The sequence below is a fragment of the Klebsiella sp. MPUS7 genome, assembly GCF_009905335.1.
Lineage (GTDB): Bacteria > Pseudomonadota > Gammaproteobacteria > Enterobacterales > Enterobacteriaceae > Klebsiella > Klebsiella grimontii.
The window spans coordinates 3153311-3175148 of sequence record NZ_CP047604.1; the positions used below are offsets into that span (position 1 = coordinate 3153311).

The window sequence follows — 21838 nt, forward strand, 5'->3', positions numbered from 1 at the left end:
TCATGTCCACACTGAGCCGTACTACCCCCCCCACGCCAGCGCACGCCCACTGGGGCGGCGTATTTGCCATGACGCTGTGCGTTTTTGTCCTCATCGCTTCCGAATTTATGCCGGTCAGCCTGCTGACGCCGATTGCCAGAGATTTAAACGTCACCGAGGGGCTGGCAGGCCAGGGCATTGCGATTTCCGGCGCCCTGGCGGTCCTGACCAGCCTGACTATCGCCAACCTTGCCGGGAGCCTGAATCGTAAATATCTCCTGCTGGGGCTGACGGTTCTGATGGCGGCGTCGGGTTTGATTGTCGCGCTGGCGTCCAGCTATGCGGTTTATATGGCGGGAAGGGCCCTGATTGGTATCGTCATCGGTGGATTCTGGTCGATGTCGGCGGCCACCGCCATCAGGCTGGTGCCGCAGCGCCAGGTTCCCCGCGCGCTGGCGATTTTCAATGGCGGTAACGCGCTGGCGACCGTCGTGGCGGCGCCGCTGGGCAGCTACCTGGGGTCAACCGTCGGCTGGCGCGGCGCCTTTTTATGCCTGGCGCCGCTGGCGATAGCCGCCTTCATCTGGCAGTGCGTCAGCCTGCCCGCGATGGCAAGCGATAACGCGAGCCGGCCGCGCGGCTCCGCGCTTCGCCTGTTCAGAACGCCCATCATCGCTATCGGCCTGCTGGCCTGCGGACTCTTCTTTATGGGGCAGTTTACCCTCTTTACCTACGTGCGGCCGTTTCTGGAAACGGTAACCGGCGTCAGCGCCTCTGGCCTGTCCCTGATTTTGCTCGCGATAGGCATCGCGGGTTTTATCGGCACCCTGGGCGTTTCACCACTCCTCACCGCCCGATTTTATCAGACCTTAATCACCCTCCCCTTACTGATGGCCGCGATTGCCGGAACGTTGCTGCTGGCAGGACACCACGCCTGGGCCGTAGCCATTCTGTTAAGCCTGTGGGGAATGCTGGCGACGGCGGCGCCAACCGGCTGGTGGACGTGGATAGCGCGGACGCTGCCCGACGACGCGGAAGCGGGTGGCGGATTGATGGTCGCCGTGATTCAGCTGTCGATTGCGCTGGGTTCGACGGCAGGAGGCGTGGTATTTGACCGCATGGGGTGGCAAAGTGCTTTTGGATTAAGTGGAGTATTGCTGCTTGCCGCGGTCGGAATAACGGCGCTCACCGGCCGCCAGGCGAGGAAGTAGGCTAAGGCCGCGGGTTTTTCTCGCCGCGGGTCGTGCGTATAATGCGGTTTCAATACGCGCTGAAAAACTGCGGCTAAAAATATGAATCTCAATCGGTGTTGTTATTTGCTCCTGATCGCTGCGGCGATCGGCAGCATTTTTACGTCCTGGCCCTTTGCTATTTGGCTCCTGCTGGTCAACGTCCTGACGCTGGCGATTTACGGCGTGGATAAAATGGCGGCGCGCAGGGCCTGGCGCAGGGTACCGGAGTCCACGTTGCTGGTGTTTGGGTTCGTGGGCGGCTGGGCTGGCGCGATAGCGGGTCAGCAGCTGTTCCGCCACAAAACGCAAAAGCAGCCGTTCAGGACCTGGTTCATCATCAGCGCGATCGCCAGTCTCGCAGGGATGGCAGCGATTTATGTGTTCTCTCCTTTTTCTTTTCACTAAGTTTTGGCGAGGCTAACGGCTTGCAAAAGCGCGGGAATGCACTCAACCCGCCGCTATTCGTAGTATATTGAGAGTATTGTTGATTATCAGGTGTCCCTTATGACCTACTCCATCGGTGAATTTGCGCAGCTTTGCGGCATTAACGCGACGACGCTCCGCGCCTGGCAGCGTCGCTACGGCCTCCTTAAGCCACAGCGCACCGACGGCGGCCATCGCCTGTACAACGATGACGATATCCAGCAGGCGCTTAAAATTCTCGACTGGGTCAAAAAAGGGGTTCCCGTCAGCCAGGTGAAACCCCTGCTGGCGCGTCCCGGCGCGCGGCGGACGAATAACTGGCTCACCTTGCAGGAGAACATGCTCCAGCGCCTGAAAGAGGGGAAAATCGAATCCCTGCGCCAGCTGATTTACGACGCCGGGCGCGAATCCCCTCGCCCCGAGCTGGTCACCGAGGTGCTGCGCCCGCTGCGCAGCCAGGTCTCCGCCAACGTACCGGCAATTATGACGCTGCGCGAAATCCTCGACGGTATCATCATCGCCTACACCTCCTTCTGCCTCGAAGGGGACAAAAAGGCGCCCGGCGATAACTATTTGATCACCGGCTGGCACCTGACAGACGCCTGCGAAATCTGGCTTGAAGCGCTCAAACGCACCGGACAGGGCCACCGCATCGACGTCCTTCCGGCGCCCCCCGCAACCCTGGCGCCGGAGATCCTGCCGGAGCGCAAATGGCTGCTGGTGACGACCGGTAAACTCTCTCCTGCTCGCCAGAAGCAGGTCGAACGCTGGCAGCAGCAGGTGGTCTCTCTGGAGATTGTCGCGCTGTAATTTAGTGCGCCGCGGCTAACACGTCCTTCGTCATATCCCCCGTAAACCGATCCTCTGTACGTAAAATGCGCCCCCCTGTCCGCGTAAGGCGCGGCGGACATACCATTTCGCCTCTCGCTAAAGCCTCAAAACCTGCGCTGCAAAGATAAAAATAACCATCTGATTTTTAATAAAAATAAAAAATATTCCTACCAAAACTTGGACAAATATTATTAATTGTGTAAGTTTTAAATACGCTATGTTGATTCACTCAGGATGTGAGCCATGAGTCCTTCGCCCTCCGTTCTCAGTCGTTTTACTGAGTACTACGCCATGCTGGATACCCAGCCGCCCTCGGCGCTGGCCGCGCTCTATCATGCGAATGCCGTACTGATCGATCCATTTGGCCAGCATCGGGGGCTGTCCGCGATCCAGGGGTATTTTTCCCATCTGTTAGCCAACGTGGCGCGGTGCCGTTTCGACATCGATACGCCGGTCTGCAACGCTCAGCGGTTTGCCGTCGCCTGGACCATGCACTGGTCGCATCCGCGCCTGGCCGGCGGGAAGGCGTTAGAACTTGCGGGCTGCTCGATGGTTACGGTTGAAGAGGAGCGGATTATTCACCAGCGCGACTACTACGACGCCGGGGAGATGCTGTACGAACATCTTCCCCTGCTGGGCTGGGCGGTACGCGGCGTCAAGCGGAGGGTGCGGACATGATGACGGTGCTTATCACCGGCGCCAGCTCCGGGATTGGCGCCGGACTCGCCAAATCCTTCGCCGCGGACGGCCACCCCGTCATCGCCTGCGGTCGCGATCCGTCGCGTCTGGCAGCGCTACAGCGGCACAGCCCCAACATCAGCCTCCGCTCATTTGATATGACGGACAGGGAGTCCTGTCGCCAGGCGCTCGCAGAGTGCCGGGCCGATCTGATCATTCTCTGCGCCGGGACCTGCGAATACCTCGACCACGGAACGGTAGATGCCGCGCTGGTGGAACGGACGATCGCCACCAACTTTCTCGGGCCGGTGAACTGCCTGGAGGCGCTTCAGCCGCAGCTGTCTGTCGGCAATCGCGTGGTGCTGGTAAGTTCAATGGCGCACTGGCTGCCCTTTCCTCGCGCCGAGGCGTATGGCGCCTCCAAAGCGGCGTTAACCTGGTTTGCCAACAGCCTGCGCCTGGACTGGGAGCCGAAAGGCATTGCCATCACGGTGGTCTCGCCGGGATTCGTCGATACCCCGCTGACGCGCAAAAACGATTTTTCCATGCCCGGCCAGGTGAGCGTGGAGCACGCGGTAAAGGCGATTCGCCGCGGTCTGGCGAAAGGTAAAAATCATATCGTCTTCCCGACAGGCTTTGGCATGCTCCTGCGCCTGCTGGCAGGGCTTCCCGAAGGTCTGCAACGCCTACTGTTGCGCAGGATGGTACGCTCATGAATATCGCGATTATTGGCAGCGGCATTGCCGGTCTGACCTGCGCCTGGCGCCTTGCCGGACAACACCAGGTCACCCTGTTCGAAGCGGCATCCACGCCGGGGGGACACACCGCCACGGTGGATATCGCCACGCCGCAGGGCACATGGGCCATCGATACCGGGTTCATCGTTTACAACGATCGCACCTATCCGCGCTTTATGGGGCTGCTCAGCGAGCTGGGACTCAGCGGTCAAAAAACGCAAATGAGCTTCTCGGTACACAACCCGCAGAGCGGGCTGGAGTATAACGGCCACAGCCTGAGCTCGCTTTTCGCCCAGCGGCGCAACCTGGTAAAGCCGGCCTTCTGGGGATTGCTGACGGAGATCGTCCGCTTTAATCGTCAGGCGAAACAGGCTCTGGCGGGGGCGTTCGACCCGGGCGCCACGCTACAGACCTTCCTTGAGCGGCACCGCTTTAGCCCCTTTTTCGCTCGCCATTACATTCTGCCGATGGGTGCCGCTATCTGGTCTTCATCGCTGCAGGAGATGCGCCGCTTCCCGCTGGCGCTGTTTCTGCGCTTTTTTGAAAACCACGGCCTGCTCGATATCCGCCAGCGTCCGCAATGGTACGTGGTGCCCGGCGGCTCGCGCGAATACGTGCGCGCCCTGCTGGCTCAGCGTGGCGATCGCCTGCGCCTTCGCCTCAATGCGCCGGTGCAAAACGTTATCCGTCGCCAGGAGGGCGTCACGCTCCAGCTGGCATCGGGGGAGCAGCATTTCGATCAGGCGATCTTCGCCTGCCACTCGGCCCAGGCGCTGGCCATGCTGGCGGACCCGACCTCCGCCGAACGCGAGATTCTGGGAGATATCGGCTGGCAGCAAAATGAAGTGGTCCTGCATAGCGATCCCCGCTGGCTGCCGACGCGCAAGCGCGCCTGGGCCAGCTGGAACTATCGCCTGAGCGAGCAGGATCAGGCCAGTGCCTGCGTCACCTATAACATGAATATTCTTCAGGGCCTGCCCGCCGACGCCCCACTGTTCTGCGTCACCCTCAATCCGCCAACGCCGGTGGACCCGCGCTTCGTCTGGAAGCGCATGGTCTATGAACATCCGCTGTTTAATCCGCAAAGCTGGTCCGCCCAGATGCGCCGCGAGGAGATTAACGGCCGCCAGCGGAGCTGGTTCTGCGGCGCGTACTGGTATAACGGTTTTCATGAAGATGGCGTGCGCAGCGCCCTCGATGTGGTCAACGGCATCGCGGCGGCGGAGAACTTCTGAAATGAACAGCTGCCTTTATGAGGGCGTATTACGCCACCGCCGTCTCCAGCCGAAGGCGCACCACTTTCGCTATCGCATCTTTATGGCCTGGCTCGACCTGGACGAACTGGATACGCTCGCGGCCGTCGGCATCCGCCGCAATCGGTTTGCCGCCGCCGCCTTTTACGATGCGGATTATCCGCTGGGCACGCCGTTAAAACAGCAGGTTCTGAACCGCCTGGAAAGCCTGACCGGCTGCCGCCCGGAGGGCCGCGTCATGCTGCTGACCCAGCTGCGCTACCTGGGCTTTCATTTTAATCCGGTCAACTTTTACTACTGCTATGACGGCGCCGGCGCCCTGCGCTGGGTGCTGGCCGAAGTACGCAACACGCCGTGGAATGAGCGTCATTACTACGCGGTAGACGGTCAACGGGCGCGCCCGCTGGCGAAAGCGTTTCACGTCTCCCCGTTTAACCCGATGGACATGGTCTACTGCTGGCGCTTTAACAGCCCGGGTAAAACGCTGCACATGCATATTGAGAACCATCAGACCGCCAAAATCTTCGACGCCACGCTGGCCATGAGCCGCGTGCCTTTGACGCGCGCCAGCCTGCGCGGGCTGCTGCTGCGCATTCCGTTGATGACGCTGAAAACCGTCCTCGCGATCTACTGGCAGGCGCTGCGGCTGTGGCTCAAGCGCGTGCCGCTGTATAACCATCCTGTCAGCAGGAGTGAACGCTCATGACCGATCCCCTCTTTGCGCTTGAACCCGATATTCCGCGCAACGTGCGTATCGCGCGCTGGTTGCTCTTTCGTCTGTTGAGCGGCATTCGCGAAGGTTCGCTCACCGTGCGCGAAGGGGCGCAGACCTTTCATTTTGGTGACCCCGCCGCCGCGCTGCGCGCCGAGGCGCGGGTGCTTTCCGCGGACGTCTACTGGCGCTTATTGACCGGCGGCAGCCTCGCTGCCGCGGAGGCGTGGATGGACGGCGACTGGGAGAGCCAGCAGTTGACGCAGCTGCTGCAGATCCTGGCGCGTAATGGCCAGGTGCTGGGACGACTGGAGCGCGGCTTCCGCCTGCTCGGCAAACCCGTGGCGCGGCTACGCCACTGGACGCGCCGCAACTCGCGCGCGCAGGCGCGGGAGAACATTGCCGCCCATTACGATTTGGGTAACGACTTTTACGCCCACTTTCTTGACGACGAACTGCTCTACTCCAGCGCGCTGTTTACCGACGACGGCCAGGATCTGACCCAGGCTCAGCGGGCCAAAATGGCGCGCCTGTGCGATCGCCTGGCGCTTACGCCCGGCGATCGTCTGCTAGAGATTGGCACCGGCTGGGGAGCGATGGCCGAATACGCCGCCCGCCACTACGGCTGCCGGGTCACCACCACCACCCTGTCACAGGAACAGTTCCAGTGGGCCAAAGCGCGAATTGCCCGCGCCGGGCTGGAGGATCGCGTCGAGGTGCTGCTCTGCGATTACCGCGATCTCACCGGCCAGTACGACAAGCTGCTGTCGGTGGAGATGATTGAAGCCGTGGGACAGCGCTATCTGCCGGCTTTCTTTCGCACCTGCCAGGCGCGCCTGCGTCCGGGAGGAAGAATGGCGATCCAGGCCATCACCATCCAGGATCAGCGCTATCGCGATTACAGCAAAAGCGTCGATTTTATTCAGCGCTACATCTTCCCCGGCGGCTTTCTGCCCAGCATCACCGTAATGAACGAACTGATGACGCGGCATACCGATTTTGTGGTGCGCGATCTGTTTGATATGGGACCGGACTACGCCCGCACCCTGGCCCACTGGCGCCAGCGTTTTACCCACGCCTGGCAGGACATTGAGAAGCTCGGCTTTGATGACCGCTTCCGCCGCATGTGGCTCTACTACTTCGGCTACTGCGAAGCCGGGTTTAACGCCCGCACCATCAGCGTTGTACAGCTCACCGCGGAGCGGGTATGAATCGCCCGGCGTCGCTCCTGCTGACGGCCATCGCGTTCGACCTCTACTGGACGCTGGTGGTGCTGTTTCGCGAGCGCGGTCTGTTCATCTGGCTGGCGCTGGCAATCCTCTGCTGGCTACGGCTACCGCCAGAATACCGTGCGTCTGCGCTGCTGCTGGCCGCCGCGGGCTGCGGGCTGGATACGATCTGGGCGCTATCGGGACTGGTCGATTTTAACGGCGATACCCTGCTGCCCCTGTGGATGGCCGCGCTGTGGCTGATGTTCGCCGTCGTCTGGATCCGCCTGACCTGTGCCGCGACGTTGCCAGGATGGCTGCTGGCCCTGGCGGCGGCCTTTGGCGGCCCGACGGCATACCTGCTCGGCGCCTATCTGGGAGCGATGACTTTGCTGGCGCCGACGGCGGCTGTCTTCGGTGCGATGGCCTGCGGCTGGCTGGCAATGATGCTCGTGTTCCATATGGTGATGGGGAGGCGGCAATGAGAACGGCTTTATTACTGCTGTGGCTGGCGGCATTCTCTCCAGTTGCTCACGCAGCCGACTGGCTGGAGTGGCCCCGCGTTGGCGAAGCGACCCTCAGTTGGGGGCCCTTCACCGTCTATACCTCGCAGCTACGCACGCCGGACGGCCGGTATGACGGCCCGCATCAGGATCGGGCGCTGATTATCACCTATCAGCGCAGCATCGATCGCGACGAGCTGGTCGAGGCTACCCGCGACCAGTGGCGGGCGCAGGGCATTCTGCAACAGGAGCCGCAAAGCGAGGCCTGGCTGCGCATGCTGCGAGGACTCTGGCCGGACGTCGCATCGGGCACGCAGCTGGCGTTCGTGGTGAGCGGCGGCGAGGGCCAGTTCTGGTATCGCGCCAGCGCCGCGCAGCCCACGTTTACTGCGCTGGGGCCGCGCCAGTCGGCAGCGTTCAGTACGCGCTTTCTCGCTATCTGGCTCGATCCCGGCACCACCTATCCCGAACTGCGTCAGCAGTTGATCGGAGGTACACCATGAAACGCATTCTGACCCTTGGCCTCGCGCTGCTGATGCTGGCGCTGGCGGGCTGCAGCGCTGAAGTCGCCGACTATCGGCAGCAGCAGCCGGCACTGGACATTTTCCGTTACTTTCAGGGCAAAACGGAAGCCTGGGGGATGGTTCAGGATCGCAACGGCAAGCAGCTGCGCCGCTTCCACGTGGCGATTGACGGCGACGTGGTTGGCGACACGTTGACGCTTCACGAGCGCTTTGTCTATGACGATGGCGAAAAGCAGCAGCGGGTATGGCGCATTCGCCGTATCGGCGCCGACCGTTATGAAGGCACCGCGGGCGACATCGCCGGGGTGGCGACCGGCCAGGCGGCGGGCAACGCTTTTCACTGGCGCTACAGCATGAACGTGACGGCCAGCGGAAGCACCTGGCTGCTGCACTTCGACGACTGGATGTTCCTGCAGGACGATGCGCATCTGTTCAACAAAACCGAGATGAAGAAATTCGGCATTACCGTCGCCACGGTGACCCTTTTCTTCACCCGAGCGGTACATTAAAAGAGGACAACGCCATGAACACGCAACCTGTCATTGGGATCAGCGGATGTTTAACCGGTTCAGCCGTGCGATTCGACGGCGGGCACAAGCGAATGGGCTTTGTAATGGATGAGCTCGCGCAGTGGGTGGCGTTTAAACCCATCTGCCCGGAGATGGCTATCGGCCTGCCCGTTCCGCGCCCGGCGCTGCGGCTGGTGCAGACGACCGAGGGGGAGCTTCGTATGCGCTTTAGCCATGCCCCGCACGACGACGTGACGGAGAAGATGGCCGATTTTGCCAACGCCCATCTCTCCACGCTGGGCGAACTGTCGGGATTTATCGTCTGCGCCAAATCGCCCAGCTGCGGCATGGAGCGCGTTCGGCTGTACGATGAAAAGGGCAACCGCGGGCGTAAAGAAGGCACAGGATTGTTTACCGCCGCGCTGATGGAGAAATACCCCTGGCTACCGGTTGAGGAGGATGGTCGCCTGCACGATCCTGCGCTGCGTGAAAACTTCGTCGAGCGGGTCTTCGCCCTGCACGAGCTGAATAGCCTGCGCAAAAATGGCCTGACGCGTCGTGCGCTGCTGGATTTTCATAGTCGCTATAAACTTCAGCTGCTGGCCCATCATCAGCCGGGGTATCGCGAGATTGGTCCGTTCGTTGCGTCGCTCCACGAGTGGCAGGATCTGGAGGCTTTCTTTGCGGTGTACCGCGAAAAACTGATGGCGATCCTCAAGCAGCCCGCCTCGCGAAAAAACCACACCAACGTGCTGATGCATATCCAGGGCTACTTTCGTAACCAGCTGAACAGCCGCCAGCGCGGCGAGCTGCGGGAGGTGATCCTCAACTATCGCTCCGGGCTGCTGCCCATCCTTGCGCCGATAACGCTGCTTAAGCACTATCTGGCCGAATATCCGGATCGTTACCTACAGGCGCAGAACTACTTTGACCCCTACCCGCAGGACCTGGCCCTGCGCCTGACGGTGCATTGAGAGGGCTGAGCGAGCGGACAGGCTGGCGCGCGCCAGCCTGTTTCCCCTGGTGAATCCGTCAGCTTTTAGAACCACGCTTCAAACATGCCGCCGACGTTCAGCGAATCCAGCTGTTCATCTTTGGTGCCGTTGACCTTCGCGGTGCGCTTGTTATCCACCTGGCCGCCGGTTACGTAGAAGCGCAGCATCGGGCGGAACTCCGGCCCCATTCCGATGGCGATGTTCTGCGACAGCGTCAGCTTCCAGCCGTGGTTATCGCCGCCCTGGTCGTAGTCGACGCGCTGGTAGCCCGCTTCCAGCCAGGTGGAGTGAACGTCGTTCCAGAAGTACATCGGGCGGACGATGGCGCCGTAGTTTTTACGGTTGTCGGTGTTGTCCTTGCCGTTGTCATAGTCGTGGAAGGCCAGCAGATATTCGATCTGCGCCTGCCGGGTAAATTTATGCAGACCTTCAAAGCTGGCGTAGATAGCGGTCAGGTCATCGGTTTTGTTGTAGACGCTGTTATCCGAGTTATCGGAGTAGCGCAGGATCACTTTATTGACGCCGCTGTCGTTGGTGTGGCTCAGCACCAGCCCGCCCTGCCAGGCGTCGAGACGTTCGTCGCTGTCCACCGCTTTCGAATCGAAGCCGTAGTTGGCGTATACCTCAACGTCGATCGGCCCGGCCTTGATGTTGTGGGTTTTGGTGGTCAGGGCGTAGTGGCCGTTATCGCCGGTACCGGAGCCGCCGGTACAGGTGATGCGCGACGGGTTGGCCTCATCGGCCATCACTTCCGGGCTACAGGACTCCACCTGCGACACCCCCGCCACGTCAAACTGCACGCCGCCGATATCAAAGTTTTTCACCCCGGCGCCCTGGCCATCGTGGTTCATCCAGAAGTAGTCGTTGATCCCCTGCTGCGGACGCTGATGGAAGTCGCGGCCGGCCCAGATATAAGCGTTGGGGTTAGATTCCAGCACGTTGGTGACGCCGACGTAGGCTTTTTTCAGGTTAACTTCATCGCTCCAGTGGTCAAACATGACGTTGATATCCCAGATAGCGCCTTTACTGCTCTTGAAGGCTTTGGTTATCTGGAATTCGCCGCCGTTGCCTTCGTTGCCTAAACGACCGATCGCCGAGGCGCCGTTATAGGAGCCATCCACGCCGACAAACTTCTGATCGCCGGTCTGGAACTGCGCGCCGTAGCGGGCGTAGCCGCTGAACTTGAGGCCGAAGGGGATCGCCATATCCGGCGAGGCCGCGGTGGTCTGCGGGTTGGTAATGACATCCACTTTTTTATCGGCGGCAGCGTCGATTTTCGCCTGGCGCTCGGCGAGGGCTTTATCGACGGCCTTCGCCACAATGGCGTCGATCTGTTCCTGCGTGAACTCTTGGGCTATTGCAGAGGTAAACGGGAAAAAGGCGGCGATAACCGCCACGGGTAATGGAAGTTTTTTTATCATTGTCAAAATTATCTCAATATAGGTTAATTTTATTCAGATAATAACAATCCCATTCTGGGTAGACAGAATATCTCGCTATCATAAGAACATTATTTTAATTTTATACATCTACAGAGGCTTTACGCTATTAGGGTTATCCGACCTCCTCGCGCGTTGTTTAATAATGAGCCGCCCCCGGATAAATTATCATTTTGGATAATTTACGGGCCAGCAGCGGTGGTATTGATTGCGCCGGGCATGCGCCATAATTAACGTCGTTGTTTCAGCAGCTGGCGACGCCCTCCGTCCTCACGGTACCACCTTTCACCCCCAGGCGGCGGACAGCGTTGATGACGCCAGCGACCTGCGCTATTACCGTGGGAAACAGGAACGGCGCGGCGTTGGCCGCCGCCCCGGCACCGTCGAGTGGATGAATAAAACCGCTGGCTGCGCCCCGCTCAGCATAAGATTGCATGATGAACCCCATAATTTATGAAGCCAAAATTTAACAACTGTGACACATCCTCTATTCTCCCGGCCGGTTGCTCAATTACGTTATTTCACTCAGCGATTAAGAAAATGCTCAAATGTGAGCCATCTCGCAAATATTAGCGTCATTTACTCAACGCCTGGAGAACCATGTAAAGTACATTTTTTCGGGTGATAAAGAGAGAAACAATAAAATAAAAAATGATTTTTTCGCGCCCTGAATCCATCGGGATATAGCTGCTAAATCGTTAGTCAACAAGAGAGACAAGATAGTCTTGATGGGTATTTGCTTCGATGATCACAGAAGTAAAAAAACATAATAAATTAATTTAAAAACGTAATGGATTCTTCGAGATCATTTATGTCAGAAATTGTTACACATCCACACAACACACCGGAGTCTGCTCAGAATGAGTAAAAACATAATGCAAAGCCGCCATGACGAATATCATAAATTAACGCGCGGGGAACGTATTGGTTATGGAATGGGCGACTTCGCTCAAAACCTGGTTTTTGGCACAATAGGCGGCTTTCTGGCTCTTCACATGCTGACGGTAAATACCATCAGCACGGCAACGGCTGGGTTTATATTTCTTTTTGTCCGAATCATCAATGTCTTTTGGGATCCGATGGTCGGCACGTATGTTGACAAAAGAACGTCAAAAGCAGGCAAATACCGTCCCTGGCTGATAAGAGCCGGCGTGCCGCTGGTGATCCTTTCCGCGTTACTTTTTGCTCCCATTCCTGGCGTCCGAGGTTCAGTCCCTTTTGCTTTTATCGTCTATTTGGCTCTGGATTTAGTTTATTCGGTGGTGAATATTCCTTATGGTTCTCTTAACGCGTCCCTGACCCGGGATCCGGAATCGATTGATAAACTCACCAGTACCCGCATGATGCTGGCCAATAGCGCGAACCTTCTTGTCTATACCCTGTTCCCGATGTTTGTACAAATGGCCTCGCCAAAAGATCGTAGCCTTAAGGACACCGGTTTTTTTGGCATTGAGCTCAATCTTGGAAACTATACCGATCCATCAGCGAACTACGCCTGGTTCGGCGTTTACTCCGTTTATATGCTAATCGGCGCTGCGGCGCTTTTCATCTGCTATAAATTCACCAAAGAACGCGTTGTTGCGACGGCAGAACAGACTGCCAACGTCAAAACGACCGATCTGTTCCTTGAACTTAAACATAATCGTCCGCTGGTTATTCTCGGGCTGTTTTTCATGCTGGCGTTTACCTTCATGTTTTTCATGAACACGGTTAACGGCTTTTTCAATCAGTACGTTGTGGGTCATTCAGAGTGGATGGGGGCCGTCGGCCTTGTCGCCTCGATTCCGGGCATTGCCTTCCCTATTTTCTGGCCCAAACTCAAGAAAATTTTTGGTAAAAAAGGATTCTTCCACATTTTTCTGGCCATGTTTATTGTCGGTGAATTACTGACTTACGTCTGGTCACGGGAGGGTATGCACGATGCGCTTTGGCTTGCTTACATCGCGACCTTCATTAAACAGTGGGGCTTAACCTCGGCGACCGGCTTTATGTGGGCGCTGGTTCCCGAAGTCATCGCGTACGGCGAATTAAAATCTGGCAAACGGAATGCGGCGATCATTAACGCGATTATGGGGCTGTTTTTCAAGATTGGTTTTACTATCGGCGGCGCTATCCCGCTGTGGCTGCTGGCCGTCTATGGATTCAATGAAACCGGCGCCCAGCAAAGCGCCAGCGCTATCGACGGGATCATTATGACCGCGGTGTGGATCCCTATCGCGTTAGCCATTATATCGATGATCATCATTCAGGTTTATCCCATCTCTGACAAAAACGTTAACGATATCAACCGTCAGCTTGATGAGATACGCGTGTAGCTAAAAATTATAAATCCAGCCATTAAGTCACTTTTCATTTTAAAAAGGTGTAATGATATGTCTCTTATTCAAAACCCTATTTTACGTGGGTTTAATGCCGACCCCAGTATTATCCGCGTGAAGGATACCTACTATATCGCCAACTCGACGTTCGAGTGGTTCCCGGGCGTTCGTTTACATGAGTCAAAAGACCTGGAGCACTGGAATCTTCTCCCTTCGCCATTGTCAACAACCACCCTGCTGAATATGAAAGGCAATCCTTCATCAGGCGGGATTTGGGCACCGGCGCTCTCTTATGCGGATGGTCAATTTTGGTTGGTGTATACCGACGTCAAAGTCACCGAAGGCGCCTTTAAAGACATGACCAACTATCTGACCACCGCAACCGATATTCGCGGCCCATGGACGGATCCCATCAAGCTCAACGGCGTAGGTTTTGATGCTTCACTTTTCCATGACGATGATGGGCGTAAATATATCGTGCAGCAAACCTGGGATCATCGTGAGTATCGCCATCCCTTTGACGGCATCACCTTAACCGAACTGGATACCAGGACCCTAAAATTAAGACCAGAAACCGCGCGTACTATTTACCGCGGCACTGCCGTTGCGCTCGTTGAGGGCCCGCATCTGTATAAACTGAACGGCTATTATTATCTTTTTGCCGCCCAGGGCGGCACCGTATTTACGCACCAGGAAGTGGTTGCGCGTTCTAAAACCTTAGACGCCAACAGCTTTGAAACCGAGCCTGGTGAGGTCTTCTTAACCAACGTCGATACGCCAGACAGCTATATCCAAAAGCAAGGACACGGTGCCTTAGTTTCTACCCCAGGTGGGGAGTGGTACTACGCCTCGCTCTGCGCGCGTCCGTGGAATCGCCCGGGTGAGTCGGTCTACGATCCTCGCGGTTGGTCAACGCTGGGCAGAGAAACGGCTATTCAAAAGGTGTATTGGGATGAAGATGGCTGGCCGCGTATTGAAGGAGGCCATGGCGGGAAAACGTTTGTTGAGGGTCCAAAAGATGCCATTTATACCGAAAGCCCGGAAAACCATAGCCAGCACGACGACTTTACAACGGCGACGCTCGATCGCAACTGGAATACCCTGCGGGTGCCGTTCACAGAAAAAATGGGTACCACAGGCGATGGCAAGCTAACGTTAATTGGCCAGGGCTCTTTAGCGAATACCCACGACCTGTCGCTGATTGCCCGCCGCTGGCAGGCCTTCTATTTTGACGCGAAAGTTAAAGTCAAATTTAATCCATTTAACTACCAGCAAATGGCAGGATTAACAAACTACTATAACGATCGTCACTGGAGCTTTGTGTTCATTACCTGGAATGAAATTAACGGCAAGGTCATTGAATTAGGTGAGAATAACCGCGGGAAATATACATCATATTTAAAAGATGATGCTATCAAGGTCCCGGAGCATGTTGAAGAAGTCTGGTTCCGCACGAAGGTCAGGAAAGAAACGTATAGCTATGAATATAGCTTTGATGGGGTTGAATTCACTGAAATCCCCGTCAGGTTAGATGCCGCGATCCTTTCGGATGATTATATTCTGCAAAGCTACGGCGGGTTCTTTACCGGGGCGTTTGTTGGCCTTGCGGCAGTCGACTACTCCGGTTATGACGCCAGCGCTGAGTTTTATCATTTCGATTACCAGGAGCTGGGCGATACGTTAATCGCCAGTGACGCTTACAGCTGGGAAGCCAGTGAGTTACGTGGTTATTAGATAGCCCTGACCAGAGATGTGAAATGAGGAACTGGCGCGACAGGCCGCGCCGGTTCCGGGTATTGCGGGGGTGTTCTGGCCGCAGAATGGATATCCCGGATACCTTTTCGTCGATTATCTGTGGAAAAGAATATCACGGTGGATGCGATCCCAGGGTTATTCCGCCGTTTTTTGTTTCAACGCGGCGTAGCGGGCAATCAGTTGCTGCAGGTGCTGTTCCGTCTGGCTCTGCTGCGCCGAAGTCCCTGGCTGATTGTGCGGCTGTTCTGACAGCTGCCGCAGCTGCTCTTCCGCCGGAACGGCCCGGCTGAACGACTGCGTTATGGCAAACACCGCCGACTTCAGCTCACTCACCGTGATATACCCCCCCTTCTGCTCATCCAGCGCGTTAAGCCGGTTCGTCAACTGCTGTAGCTGCGTCATTCCCTGGTGCCAGCCGTTGAGATTCTCTGCGGGAAGCGCGGCGGCGCTGACCTGCTGTTGCCATTGTCGCGCCAGCGGTTTCGCCTGTTCCGGCCATAATGTCAGCGCCTGCTGCACCAGATGGTCGCCATAATCCAGCGCCCAGTCCGGTTTTAGCTGCAAAAGCTGCGCCAGCCGCTGCTGCGTTTGTTTTATACCCGTCTCCGGCGTAGGGGTGTGTTGTCGCAGCGACCGTAGCTGCTCGGCAGAAAGCGCCGCGGGTAATGGGGTAAGCATGGCGGTAAACTGCCGCAGCGCCGTTTCGGACGGACGCATTGCCAGCCATCCTCCCGCCGCGGCTCCGGCCAGCGCTAGCATGGTCAGCATCCCGGCGGCAAAGGGTTTCCAGGGCTTCGCGGACGGCGGGAATGCCGTTACCGCGTCAGCTTCCGGCCGCGGTGCCGGCTCGGCGACATAGACCCATTTCATCTGCACGGTCGGTTCAGGGAGGCTGGCGCAGGAAGGTTCAGGCATAGCGGCGCCCGTTTGCAGCGCGGTCTCCTCTTTATTTTCGCTGTCTTCCAGCCGCACCGCCGTGTTGTGCATCAGGGTATACAGGGCGTCAAGCTGGCTGACATGTTTGAGTTCCAGGCGCTGCAGTACATCATCCAGCGCCGCCAGGTGCGCTTCGGCCTGGTAAAGCTGTCTCAGGTCTATAGAGGTCAGCGGCAGAGTACGCATCGCCAGCTGCAGCCGTTTACTGAGCGAACTGAGTATTTTCATTCGCACCGCCGTCTGCTGCGGCCACACATTGCCCCACTGCCGGGAGACCAGAGCGACCAGGATCGTCAGCCCCTCATTCAGCCCGTTTAGCCCGGCCTGATGGGTTCGGGCAAGCGTATACCAGGCGGCAGTCTGCAGTTCCACGCCGTTGTGCTCAAACAGCGACAGGCAGAGTGTTTCCGCGTGCTGCCAGTTGACGTCCGGGCGCGCCGGATGGGTCAGTTTATTCATTTCATCGCGAAGGCGCGCGTAATCCGCAAGCGTGCGCGGGTCGCCGCCGGTTTTGAGGTGGCATTCAGGAGGAGTAGTCATGATGGTTTCAGCCAGAATAAAAACTAGAGGGAGGAACGGACTTCCAGGTACTGCTGCTGTTTCAGGTGGCGGATAAGCACCCTGCCCTCAGGCATAAATTCGGTGCCGTAGCGCACCAGCCCGATACCTTTCAGTTCCGCGTCAATGGCATAGCGCAGTTCGCCGGGAATATCCTGTTCGAGCAGAATCACGTCAATCTTCTGCAACCGTGGTTCATATTTGAGCAGTACAGCTGACAGGGTTCCCATCAGCTCATGGGCTGTACCCGGCATACCCTGGAGGATTTTGGTCATATCCGGCAAACCATAATCTGGTAGATGGGATACGGTACCGGCCCGGGCGTTCAAAATACGTTGGATGTTATCCAGTACTGATAGAATGACCTGATCTTCCTCATTTACAACGTCAAGAGAAAGGTAACCAGTGAAATTTCCGGTGAGAATTTCGTATAAAGATGGGGATTTTCTATCCATATTAAACTCTAGAGTTCGTACGCGAAGAATGGAAATATTTTTTATGAGTGATACGTACAAATAACTTATTATAACCCCCCCATAAGACCTACACGTAATGGATGTAAAGAAAACCATTCATAAAATAGATATGATATTGTAAGTGCAAAGATAGTTAAATTCACCCTTAATGGTGAAAGCAAAGTCAAGAGTAAAGTTGGGGCCGCGATAAACATAAAGAAGAACGATATGAATATCATTCCGACAGTTCGATGGGAAGAAACAATGAATGTCTGTTCATATACCCGTGATGCTAAAGAATACCCCCCATCATAACTATAATTGAAGATATAAATGCCAGTATGATTATGCTGTTCTTTCCAGATGCCATATTTCTTTAACTCCTTTTACTTGGTGTAAAGTATGTCATGTACCAGTCGTAACCCAAATGATGCACTACCAGGATGATGGTACATCCAAGGAAGGATATTATTAGTTTTGCTATGATTTTTTATTTTTTTTGCATTCAGGTAAAGTCCAGCCTGAAAACCCGCTGTCAGATGGGTAAAGAAAATCGATGCCTGACCATCCAGGTGCAACTAAATCAGAGAACTGATATTCCCAAAAATGCCAAGCTGAACTTTTTATTTTTTCTCCCGTTTTATCATAGACGACGAAAAATGATTGATTTGAAAAAAGACGTAATACCCGTCCTACGCCGCCAAAAGGCTTGTAGTTAGGAATGTAAGTGATGGCATAGCAAGTGTTGTTTTCATTCCACATTTTTCACCAGGTGTGGCTTTTATATAAGCCAGTATCTTTATAGAAAAAAGGATGGAAGATAATGATATGAAACTCCAAAGTGCCATTTTCAGGAGCAATTTAATGGTTCTATGCACGCTTATTCGTCCTCGTTACATACTACCGCTTAATACCTTTATCACATTTCCATATACGGGAATGCTTGTTTATTATTTTTTAACCTGACCTACTGAATTGCCAAAATATTTTAACTATACAGGAATTTGTGAGGAAATTATCTTAGCCACACTCTGGAATTTTCCATCCTGCCCATCCTTCGCTTGTTGGATAAACTGCATTTTGCCCGTGCCATTCTGGTGCAACCGAGTCTGAGAACTGAGTTTGCCAAAAGTACCATGCTGAGCTTTTAATTTTATTCCCATTAGCATCATATACGACAAAAAATGATTGGTTGGAAAATAACCGCAACACTCTCCCGATACCACCATGTGGTCGATAGTCAGGAATATAAGTAATCAGTTCGCATTTATTATCACGATTCCATATAGAATCTTTCTTTAATGCATTTTGATAAGACATGATCTTAATCGCCATTAACAAAACGAAAAAGAAGAGAACTGATATCAACATGAAGCAGAATATTTTTTTTATCAATCTATGCATTAACATTTTCCTCTTTCCAGTAAATATATTCCTCCATATCTATCTTATTCAAATGAATAATAATGTTTGCAGGGATTTTTTTTACCGTCGAGTATACGAAAAAATCTTCAGTTTTATTTTCGCTTTTATATTTTTCCCTGTATCTCACAAAAGATGAGTTAGTAACTCTAAAGTATCTACAGCCGTCTTCATCAAGATATTCTTTTTCCAATAATTCACTCATCACCCCAGGTTTGATGACACCCTTCTCCCCCCAATAACCTAACAGTTGATCATCACCATCATTCATAAACTCGTATGTATCCCTAACGTACAATCCAAGTTCTTTAATTTCTAATCTCATGAAACCATCAGTATCTCTGGTGACAGTAAGATCTGTAAATGCAATTTTGATTATAAAAGAACCAAGGGCACCATACACATCATCCAGGGTATCTGTTGCTTTTTCCCACAATGTACTACCAATTTTAATAAAGTTAATCTGACTTATTTTATCAAGCTCTATTGCTGACAGGTTGCCATAATTTAAATAACATTCCTTTATTTCGTTGTTAACAAAAAGACCTGATTCATCCAGCCTGTTAATTATGTAACAAAGGCCATTAGACAACTGCTGTGATATTTGTTTTTTCTCCCCAAGTAGTCATTATACTCAATAACATTCAAAACTTGCCTCACGAAATTATCGTAAATCGGTTTAATTCGTAACGAAGAAGTTAACAACCAATCAAAATCCAAATCTTCAATGACATGGCGTTTGTCCACAGTATTCATATCAACTTTATTTAGCTTCTCTTTGGATGTCATTTCGTAAAATGGGTCATTGAACCATTTTCGCATAAAACGTGCTGACACCGTCCAATCTTTTTCCTCCATCACATCTGGGATGTCAGTTATTTTGAAGATTTTGACCGGGACCGTTTGTTTGTTTTCATTTTCGCTTGTTAACTTTGATCTAATCTTTACATTGGACACAAAATCACCCTATAAATAATGAATTTTGTTCAAGAATATTTAATTCTACTTCAGCCTCATCAGGATGACTAACAAAACCTGTTAGGCCCTTCTCGCATGAAACGCCTTTAACGACAGAACCTGTAGGTGAGGTCAATTCATATCTAATATTTGATATTGGTTCTTGAGTTCTATCATCAACAAGAATAAAACTCCTTCGAAAAACATCACCAGGCCCTGGTAAAAATGGGATTTCTGGAGTCTGAGAATTACTTCCCGCAGCCATAGTCCGCTTCACTTTGCGTATATACGTCGCCGTCGTACCATATTCAACCTTTCCGGCCTCAAGTCGCAGATAGCTTCCGCCGCCGATCAGCGTGATACGTTTTTTTCCGGCAAAGGAGATGTCACTCGCTGAGCTCAGCGTCAGCTTCTTCTCAGCAAACAACCGCATGCTGGCGTTCTGCGCCTGGACATCTATTGGCCCTTCTCCGGATTTCAGGCTGACTTGCCCCGTCCGGGCAAACAGTCCCAGCTTCTCTCCGGCCAGAGCGGTCATATTGCCCATCACGCCAGCACTGAAGTCTTCTCCGGAGTTAACCGCCAGGTTCCGGCCAGCGGCCAGCTGCATATCTTCACCACTGGTCATGGCCATGCCTTCCGGGGCCGAGAAAAGCACCGCTTCATTGAGCGGTTTCAGCCGCTGCTCAAACATCTGTATCTGGCTGTCGACATCCGCCTTCAGCGCCTGCGCCTGTTCTGCGGCCATTTCCAGCTGTTGCAGTTGCTGATTAAGCCTGTCGATTTCCCTCAGCGCGGTATCCATATTCAGAGCATCACCCTGGGCTTTCGCCTGAGCATCCGCAGCGACAAAGAGTCCCTTCCCTGCTCTCAGGGTTCCCCACTCATCGGTGCGCAGCTCTGTGCCCGTACCGCGACGTTGCCCCTGGCTGTCCACAAGGTGCCCGGTATTGAGCTGTGTTTTCCCGTACTCCGTGGCGAGCTTGATGTGCTCCTCACCGCGCCTGTCTTCCATCCGCAGTTTGTTGTTCGCCGGAGTCCGCAGGATATTGCGGGTGTGATTGTCACGGGTGACGTGGTCGGAATGTTCGGAGTCGTGCAGCGCATACGCGATGTATGGCAGATCAATATCGCCGTTGCTGTACGCAATCGCCACTTCGGTGCCGTCGATGAGCGGCGTATGCCAGCCCAGCGTTTCACCGGCATACGGTTTCGCCATTCGCAGCCACAGGTAACCGTAACCGGGTTCCGTCCCCTCCCGGTCGAAGTCCAGCTTCACCCGGTAGCGCCCCTGCTCGTCCAGGTGTGCGTAGGTATCATTTTTTTCGCGACTTTCGATCCGGGCCGGAAGCGTACCCGGGATGACCGGGCGAGGGATCTCTACCGGACGGAAGCAGTAACGTTCGGTGTAAGGCTGGCCCCAGACTGACACATGCAGGCGGGAATCACGGGCGCCCCGGAAGGTCACCAGGGTGAGGATAACGCCTTCTTTCAGGGCGGCAATGACATCGCCCTGCGGCTCCAGCACCTGCCCGGGCGTGAGATGGGCGGTGTTGCTGAACAGGTGAATACGGGCCGACCTGTTGAGCTCCCGCTCGTGGTGAAGCCGGGCCCAGAACGCGCCAGATTCGGTTTCCGGCTCCGGACTGGCGTCATCACCTGCGTCACGATAAGGCGCGGCGTAGCGGTAATGCTCCCCGGCGGTGACCGCATCGTTACGTACGCTGACCGTCGCATCCATCGGCGTGCTGGCAGTCCGGTAGTTGTAATCACGCGTGACGACGGTGCCGATGGCGATGTTGTGCCAGGTTCGGACATCCCAGACCGATTCTGCCGCGCCGTCAAACAGACCCGATGGCTCGCTGTAGGGCAGGCGCACGTCAAACTGATAGTTCAGCTGGCTGTCGGCCAGTATGTAGGTATCCAGACCACGCACGTCGTCCATCTCCGTACGCCAGTAAATTCCCACATCAGACAGAATGCGCAATACGAATTCAATGTCGGAATACGGTTAAGCTGGTTGTGTGCGTGGCTGTCGGGATAATTGGATTTGCGTCACAATCCTCAGGTTCTGTAGAACGTCATCCACATGAAACATCCAGGTTAAGCTCCCCACGCTTCAGCATCAGACTCTCGCAAAAAATTCATTAAAAACTATTTTGATCTTCATTAAAAGATATTATTTCGTTCGACATATTTAATCACTCCTTTTTTTTGCAAATGACAAAAAAAGTAGCAGCATAGCACCGGATAATATTAATGGAGTGATATAGACCAGATTGACAACCCCACCATATTCTTTTAATAAAACAACAAAAACATTCAACTCAAAAATATCATAATGGTTTCGTATATGATTTTTTATTGCGAACACAAGGCTATTTATGAAATTAAAAAGAAAATAACCAGCCAGG

At 54.6% G+C, this 21838-nt stretch carries 21 protein-coding genes and 1 pseudogene; 14 read left to right on the plus strand and 8 right to left on the minus strand.

Features of this window, described 5'->3' with window-relative positions; genetic code table 11:
* Positions 1-2 precede the first annotated feature (2 nt).
* The 12 genes from GUC22_RS14710 (at position 3) to GUC22_RS14765 (ending at position 9563) form a co-directional block, all read left to right on the plus strand.
* Positions 3-1190, plus strand: a complete 1188-nt coding sequence (locus tag GUC22_RS14710) for an MFS transporter (protein ID WP_177927496.1) — start codon at positions 3-5, stop codon at positions 1188-1190.
* A gap of 81 nt (positions 1191-1271) precedes the next feature.
* Positions 1272-1616 (plus strand): DUF1294 domain-containing protein, encoded by a 345-nt coding sequence (locus tag GUC22_RS14715; protein WP_049103400.1) that lies wholly within the window; start codon positions 1272-1274, stop codon positions 1614-1616.
* A gap of 99 nt (positions 1617-1715) precedes the next feature.
* A complete protein-coding gene (locus tag GUC22_RS14720) occupies positions 1716-2444 on the plus strand; it encodes a MerR family transcriptional regulator (protein WP_004139240.1) in 729 nt (242 codons plus the stop codon).
* A 264-nt stretch (positions 2445-2708) separates the two neighbouring features.
* Positions 2709-3143, plus strand: coding sequence for a nuclear transport factor 2 family protein (locus GUC22_RS14725; RefSeq protein WP_049099291.1), 435 nt, complete (start codon positions 2709-2711; stop codon positions 3141-3143).
* A complete protein-coding gene (locus GUC22_RS14730) occupies positions 3140-3859 on the plus strand; it encodes an SDR family NAD(P)-dependent oxidoreductase (RefSeq protein ID WP_004139251.1) in 720 nt (239 codons plus the stop codon). The genes GUC22_RS14725 and GUC22_RS14730 overlap by 4 nt, the downstream gene beginning before the upstream one ends.
* Positions 3856-5115, plus strand: a complete 1260-nt coding sequence (locus GUC22_RS14735; RefSeq protein WP_049086786.1) for an NAD(P)/FAD-dependent oxidoreductase — start codon at positions 3856-3858, stop codon at positions 5113-5115. The genes GUC22_RS14730 and GUC22_RS14735 overlap by 4 nt, the downstream gene beginning before the upstream one ends.
* Position 5116: 1 nt before the next feature.
* Positions 5117-5839 (plus strand): DUF1365 domain-containing protein, encoded by a 723-nt coding sequence (locus GUC22_RS14740; RefSeq protein ID WP_098363365.1) that lies wholly within the window; start codon positions 5117-5119, stop codon positions 5837-5839.
* On the plus strand, positions 5836-7056 hold the full coding sequence (locus tag GUC22_RS14745) for an SAM-dependent methyltransferase (RefSeq protein ID WP_116943737.1): 1221 nt from the start codon (positions 5836-5838) through the stop codon (positions 7054-7056). The genes GUC22_RS14740 and GUC22_RS14745 overlap by 4 nt, the downstream gene beginning before the upstream one ends.
* Complete coding sequence (locus GUC22_RS14750) at positions 7053-7538, plus strand: DUF2878 domain-containing protein (protein WP_004139259.1); 486 nt, start codon at positions 7053-7055, stop codon at positions 7536-7538. Before GUC22_RS14745 ends, GUC22_RS14750 begins: the two co-directional genes overlap by 4 nt.
* A complete protein-coding gene (locus GUC22_RS14755) occupies positions 7535-8059 on the plus strand; it encodes a hypothetical protein (RefSeq protein WP_049131433.1) in 525 nt (174 codons plus the stop codon). The genes GUC22_RS14750 and GUC22_RS14755 overlap by 4 nt, the downstream gene beginning before the upstream one ends.
* On the plus strand, positions 8056-8589 hold the full coding sequence (locus GUC22_RS14760; RefSeq protein ID WP_004139263.1) for a DUF3833 domain-containing protein: 534 nt from the start codon (positions 8056-8058) through the stop codon (positions 8587-8589). Before GUC22_RS14755 ends, GUC22_RS14760 begins: the two co-directional genes overlap by 4 nt.
* A gap of 14 nt (positions 8590-8603) precedes the next feature.
* On the plus strand, positions 8604-9563 hold the full coding sequence (locus tag GUC22_RS14765; protein WP_049131434.1) for a YbgA family protein: 960 nt from the start codon (positions 8604-8606) through the stop codon (positions 9561-9563).
* Between the two features lie 65 nt (positions 9564-9628).
* Here GUC22_RS14765 and GUC22_RS14770 read toward each other — a convergent pair whose 3' ends face one another.
* A complete protein-coding gene (locus tag GUC22_RS14770) occupies positions 9629-11011 on the minus strand; it encodes a carbohydrate porin (protein ID WP_031446334.1) in 1383 nt (460 codons plus the stop codon).
* 256 nt (positions 11012-11267) lie between these two features.
* Positions 11268-11459, minus strand: a complete 192-nt coding sequence (locus tag GUC22_RS14775; protein WP_004139267.1) for a hypothetical protein — start codon at positions 11457-11459, stop codon at positions 11268-11270.
* A 439-nt stretch (positions 11460-11898) separates the two neighbouring features.
* On the opposite strand from GUC22_RS14775, the gene GUC22_RS14780 reads away from it, so the two are divergent.
* Entirely contained in the window at positions 11899-13338 is a 1440-nt protein-coding gene (locus GUC22_RS14780) for an MFS transporter (protein WP_162685345.1), read from the plus strand.
* Positions 13339-13395: 57 nt separating this feature from the next.
* A complete protein-coding gene (locus tag GUC22_RS14785) occupies positions 13396-15075 on the plus strand; it encodes a glycoside hydrolase family 43 protein (protein WP_049130563.1) in 1680 nt (559 codons plus the stop codon).
* Between the two features lie 156 nt (positions 15076-15231).
* Here GUC22_RS14785 and GUC22_RS14790 read toward each other — a convergent pair whose 3' ends face one another.
* The 6 genes and pseudogenes from GUC22_RS14790 to GUC22_RS14815 all read right to left on the minus strand — a co-directional run bounded on the left by GUC22_RS14790 (position 15232) and on the right by GUC22_RS14815 (position 21369).
* Positions 15232-16572 (minus strand): VasL domain-containing protein, encoded by a 1341-nt coding sequence (locus GUC22_RS14790; protein ID WP_049130564.1) that lies wholly within the window; start codon positions 16570-16572, stop codon positions 15232-15234.
* Between the two features lie 23 nt (positions 16573-16595).
* The gene (gene tssE, locus GUC22_RS14795) at positions 16596-17045 is read right to left on the minus strand and encodes a type VI secretion system baseplate subunit TssE (protein WP_154933195.1); all 450 of its coding nucleotides are present in this window, start codon (positions 17043-17045) and stop codon (positions 16596-16598) included.
* 480 nt (positions 17046-17525) lie between these two features.
* Positions 17526-17807, minus strand: a complete 282-nt coding sequence (locus tag GUC22_RS14800; RefSeq protein WP_131930111.1) for a hypothetical protein — start codon at positions 17805-17807, stop codon at positions 17526-17528.
* Between the two features lie 258 nt (positions 17808-18065).
* Positions 18066-18365, minus strand: a complete 300-nt coding sequence (locus GUC22_RS14805) for a hypothetical protein (RefSeq protein WP_227636924.1) — start codon at positions 18363-18365, stop codon at positions 18066-18068.
* 76 nt (positions 18366-18441) lie between these two features.
* A pseudogene (locus GUC22_RS14810) lies at positions 18442-19424 on the minus strand (DUF6402 family protein).
* 4 nt (positions 19425-19428) lie between these two features.
* Positions 19429-21369 carry a DUF2345 domain-containing protein gene (locus tag GUC22_RS14815; protein ID WP_264984187.1) on the minus strand — a complete coding sequence of 647 codons (1941 nt, stop codon included), beginning with the start codon at positions 21367-21369 and terminating at the stop codon, positions 19429-19431.
* Positions 21370-21838: the final 469 nt, after the last annotated feature.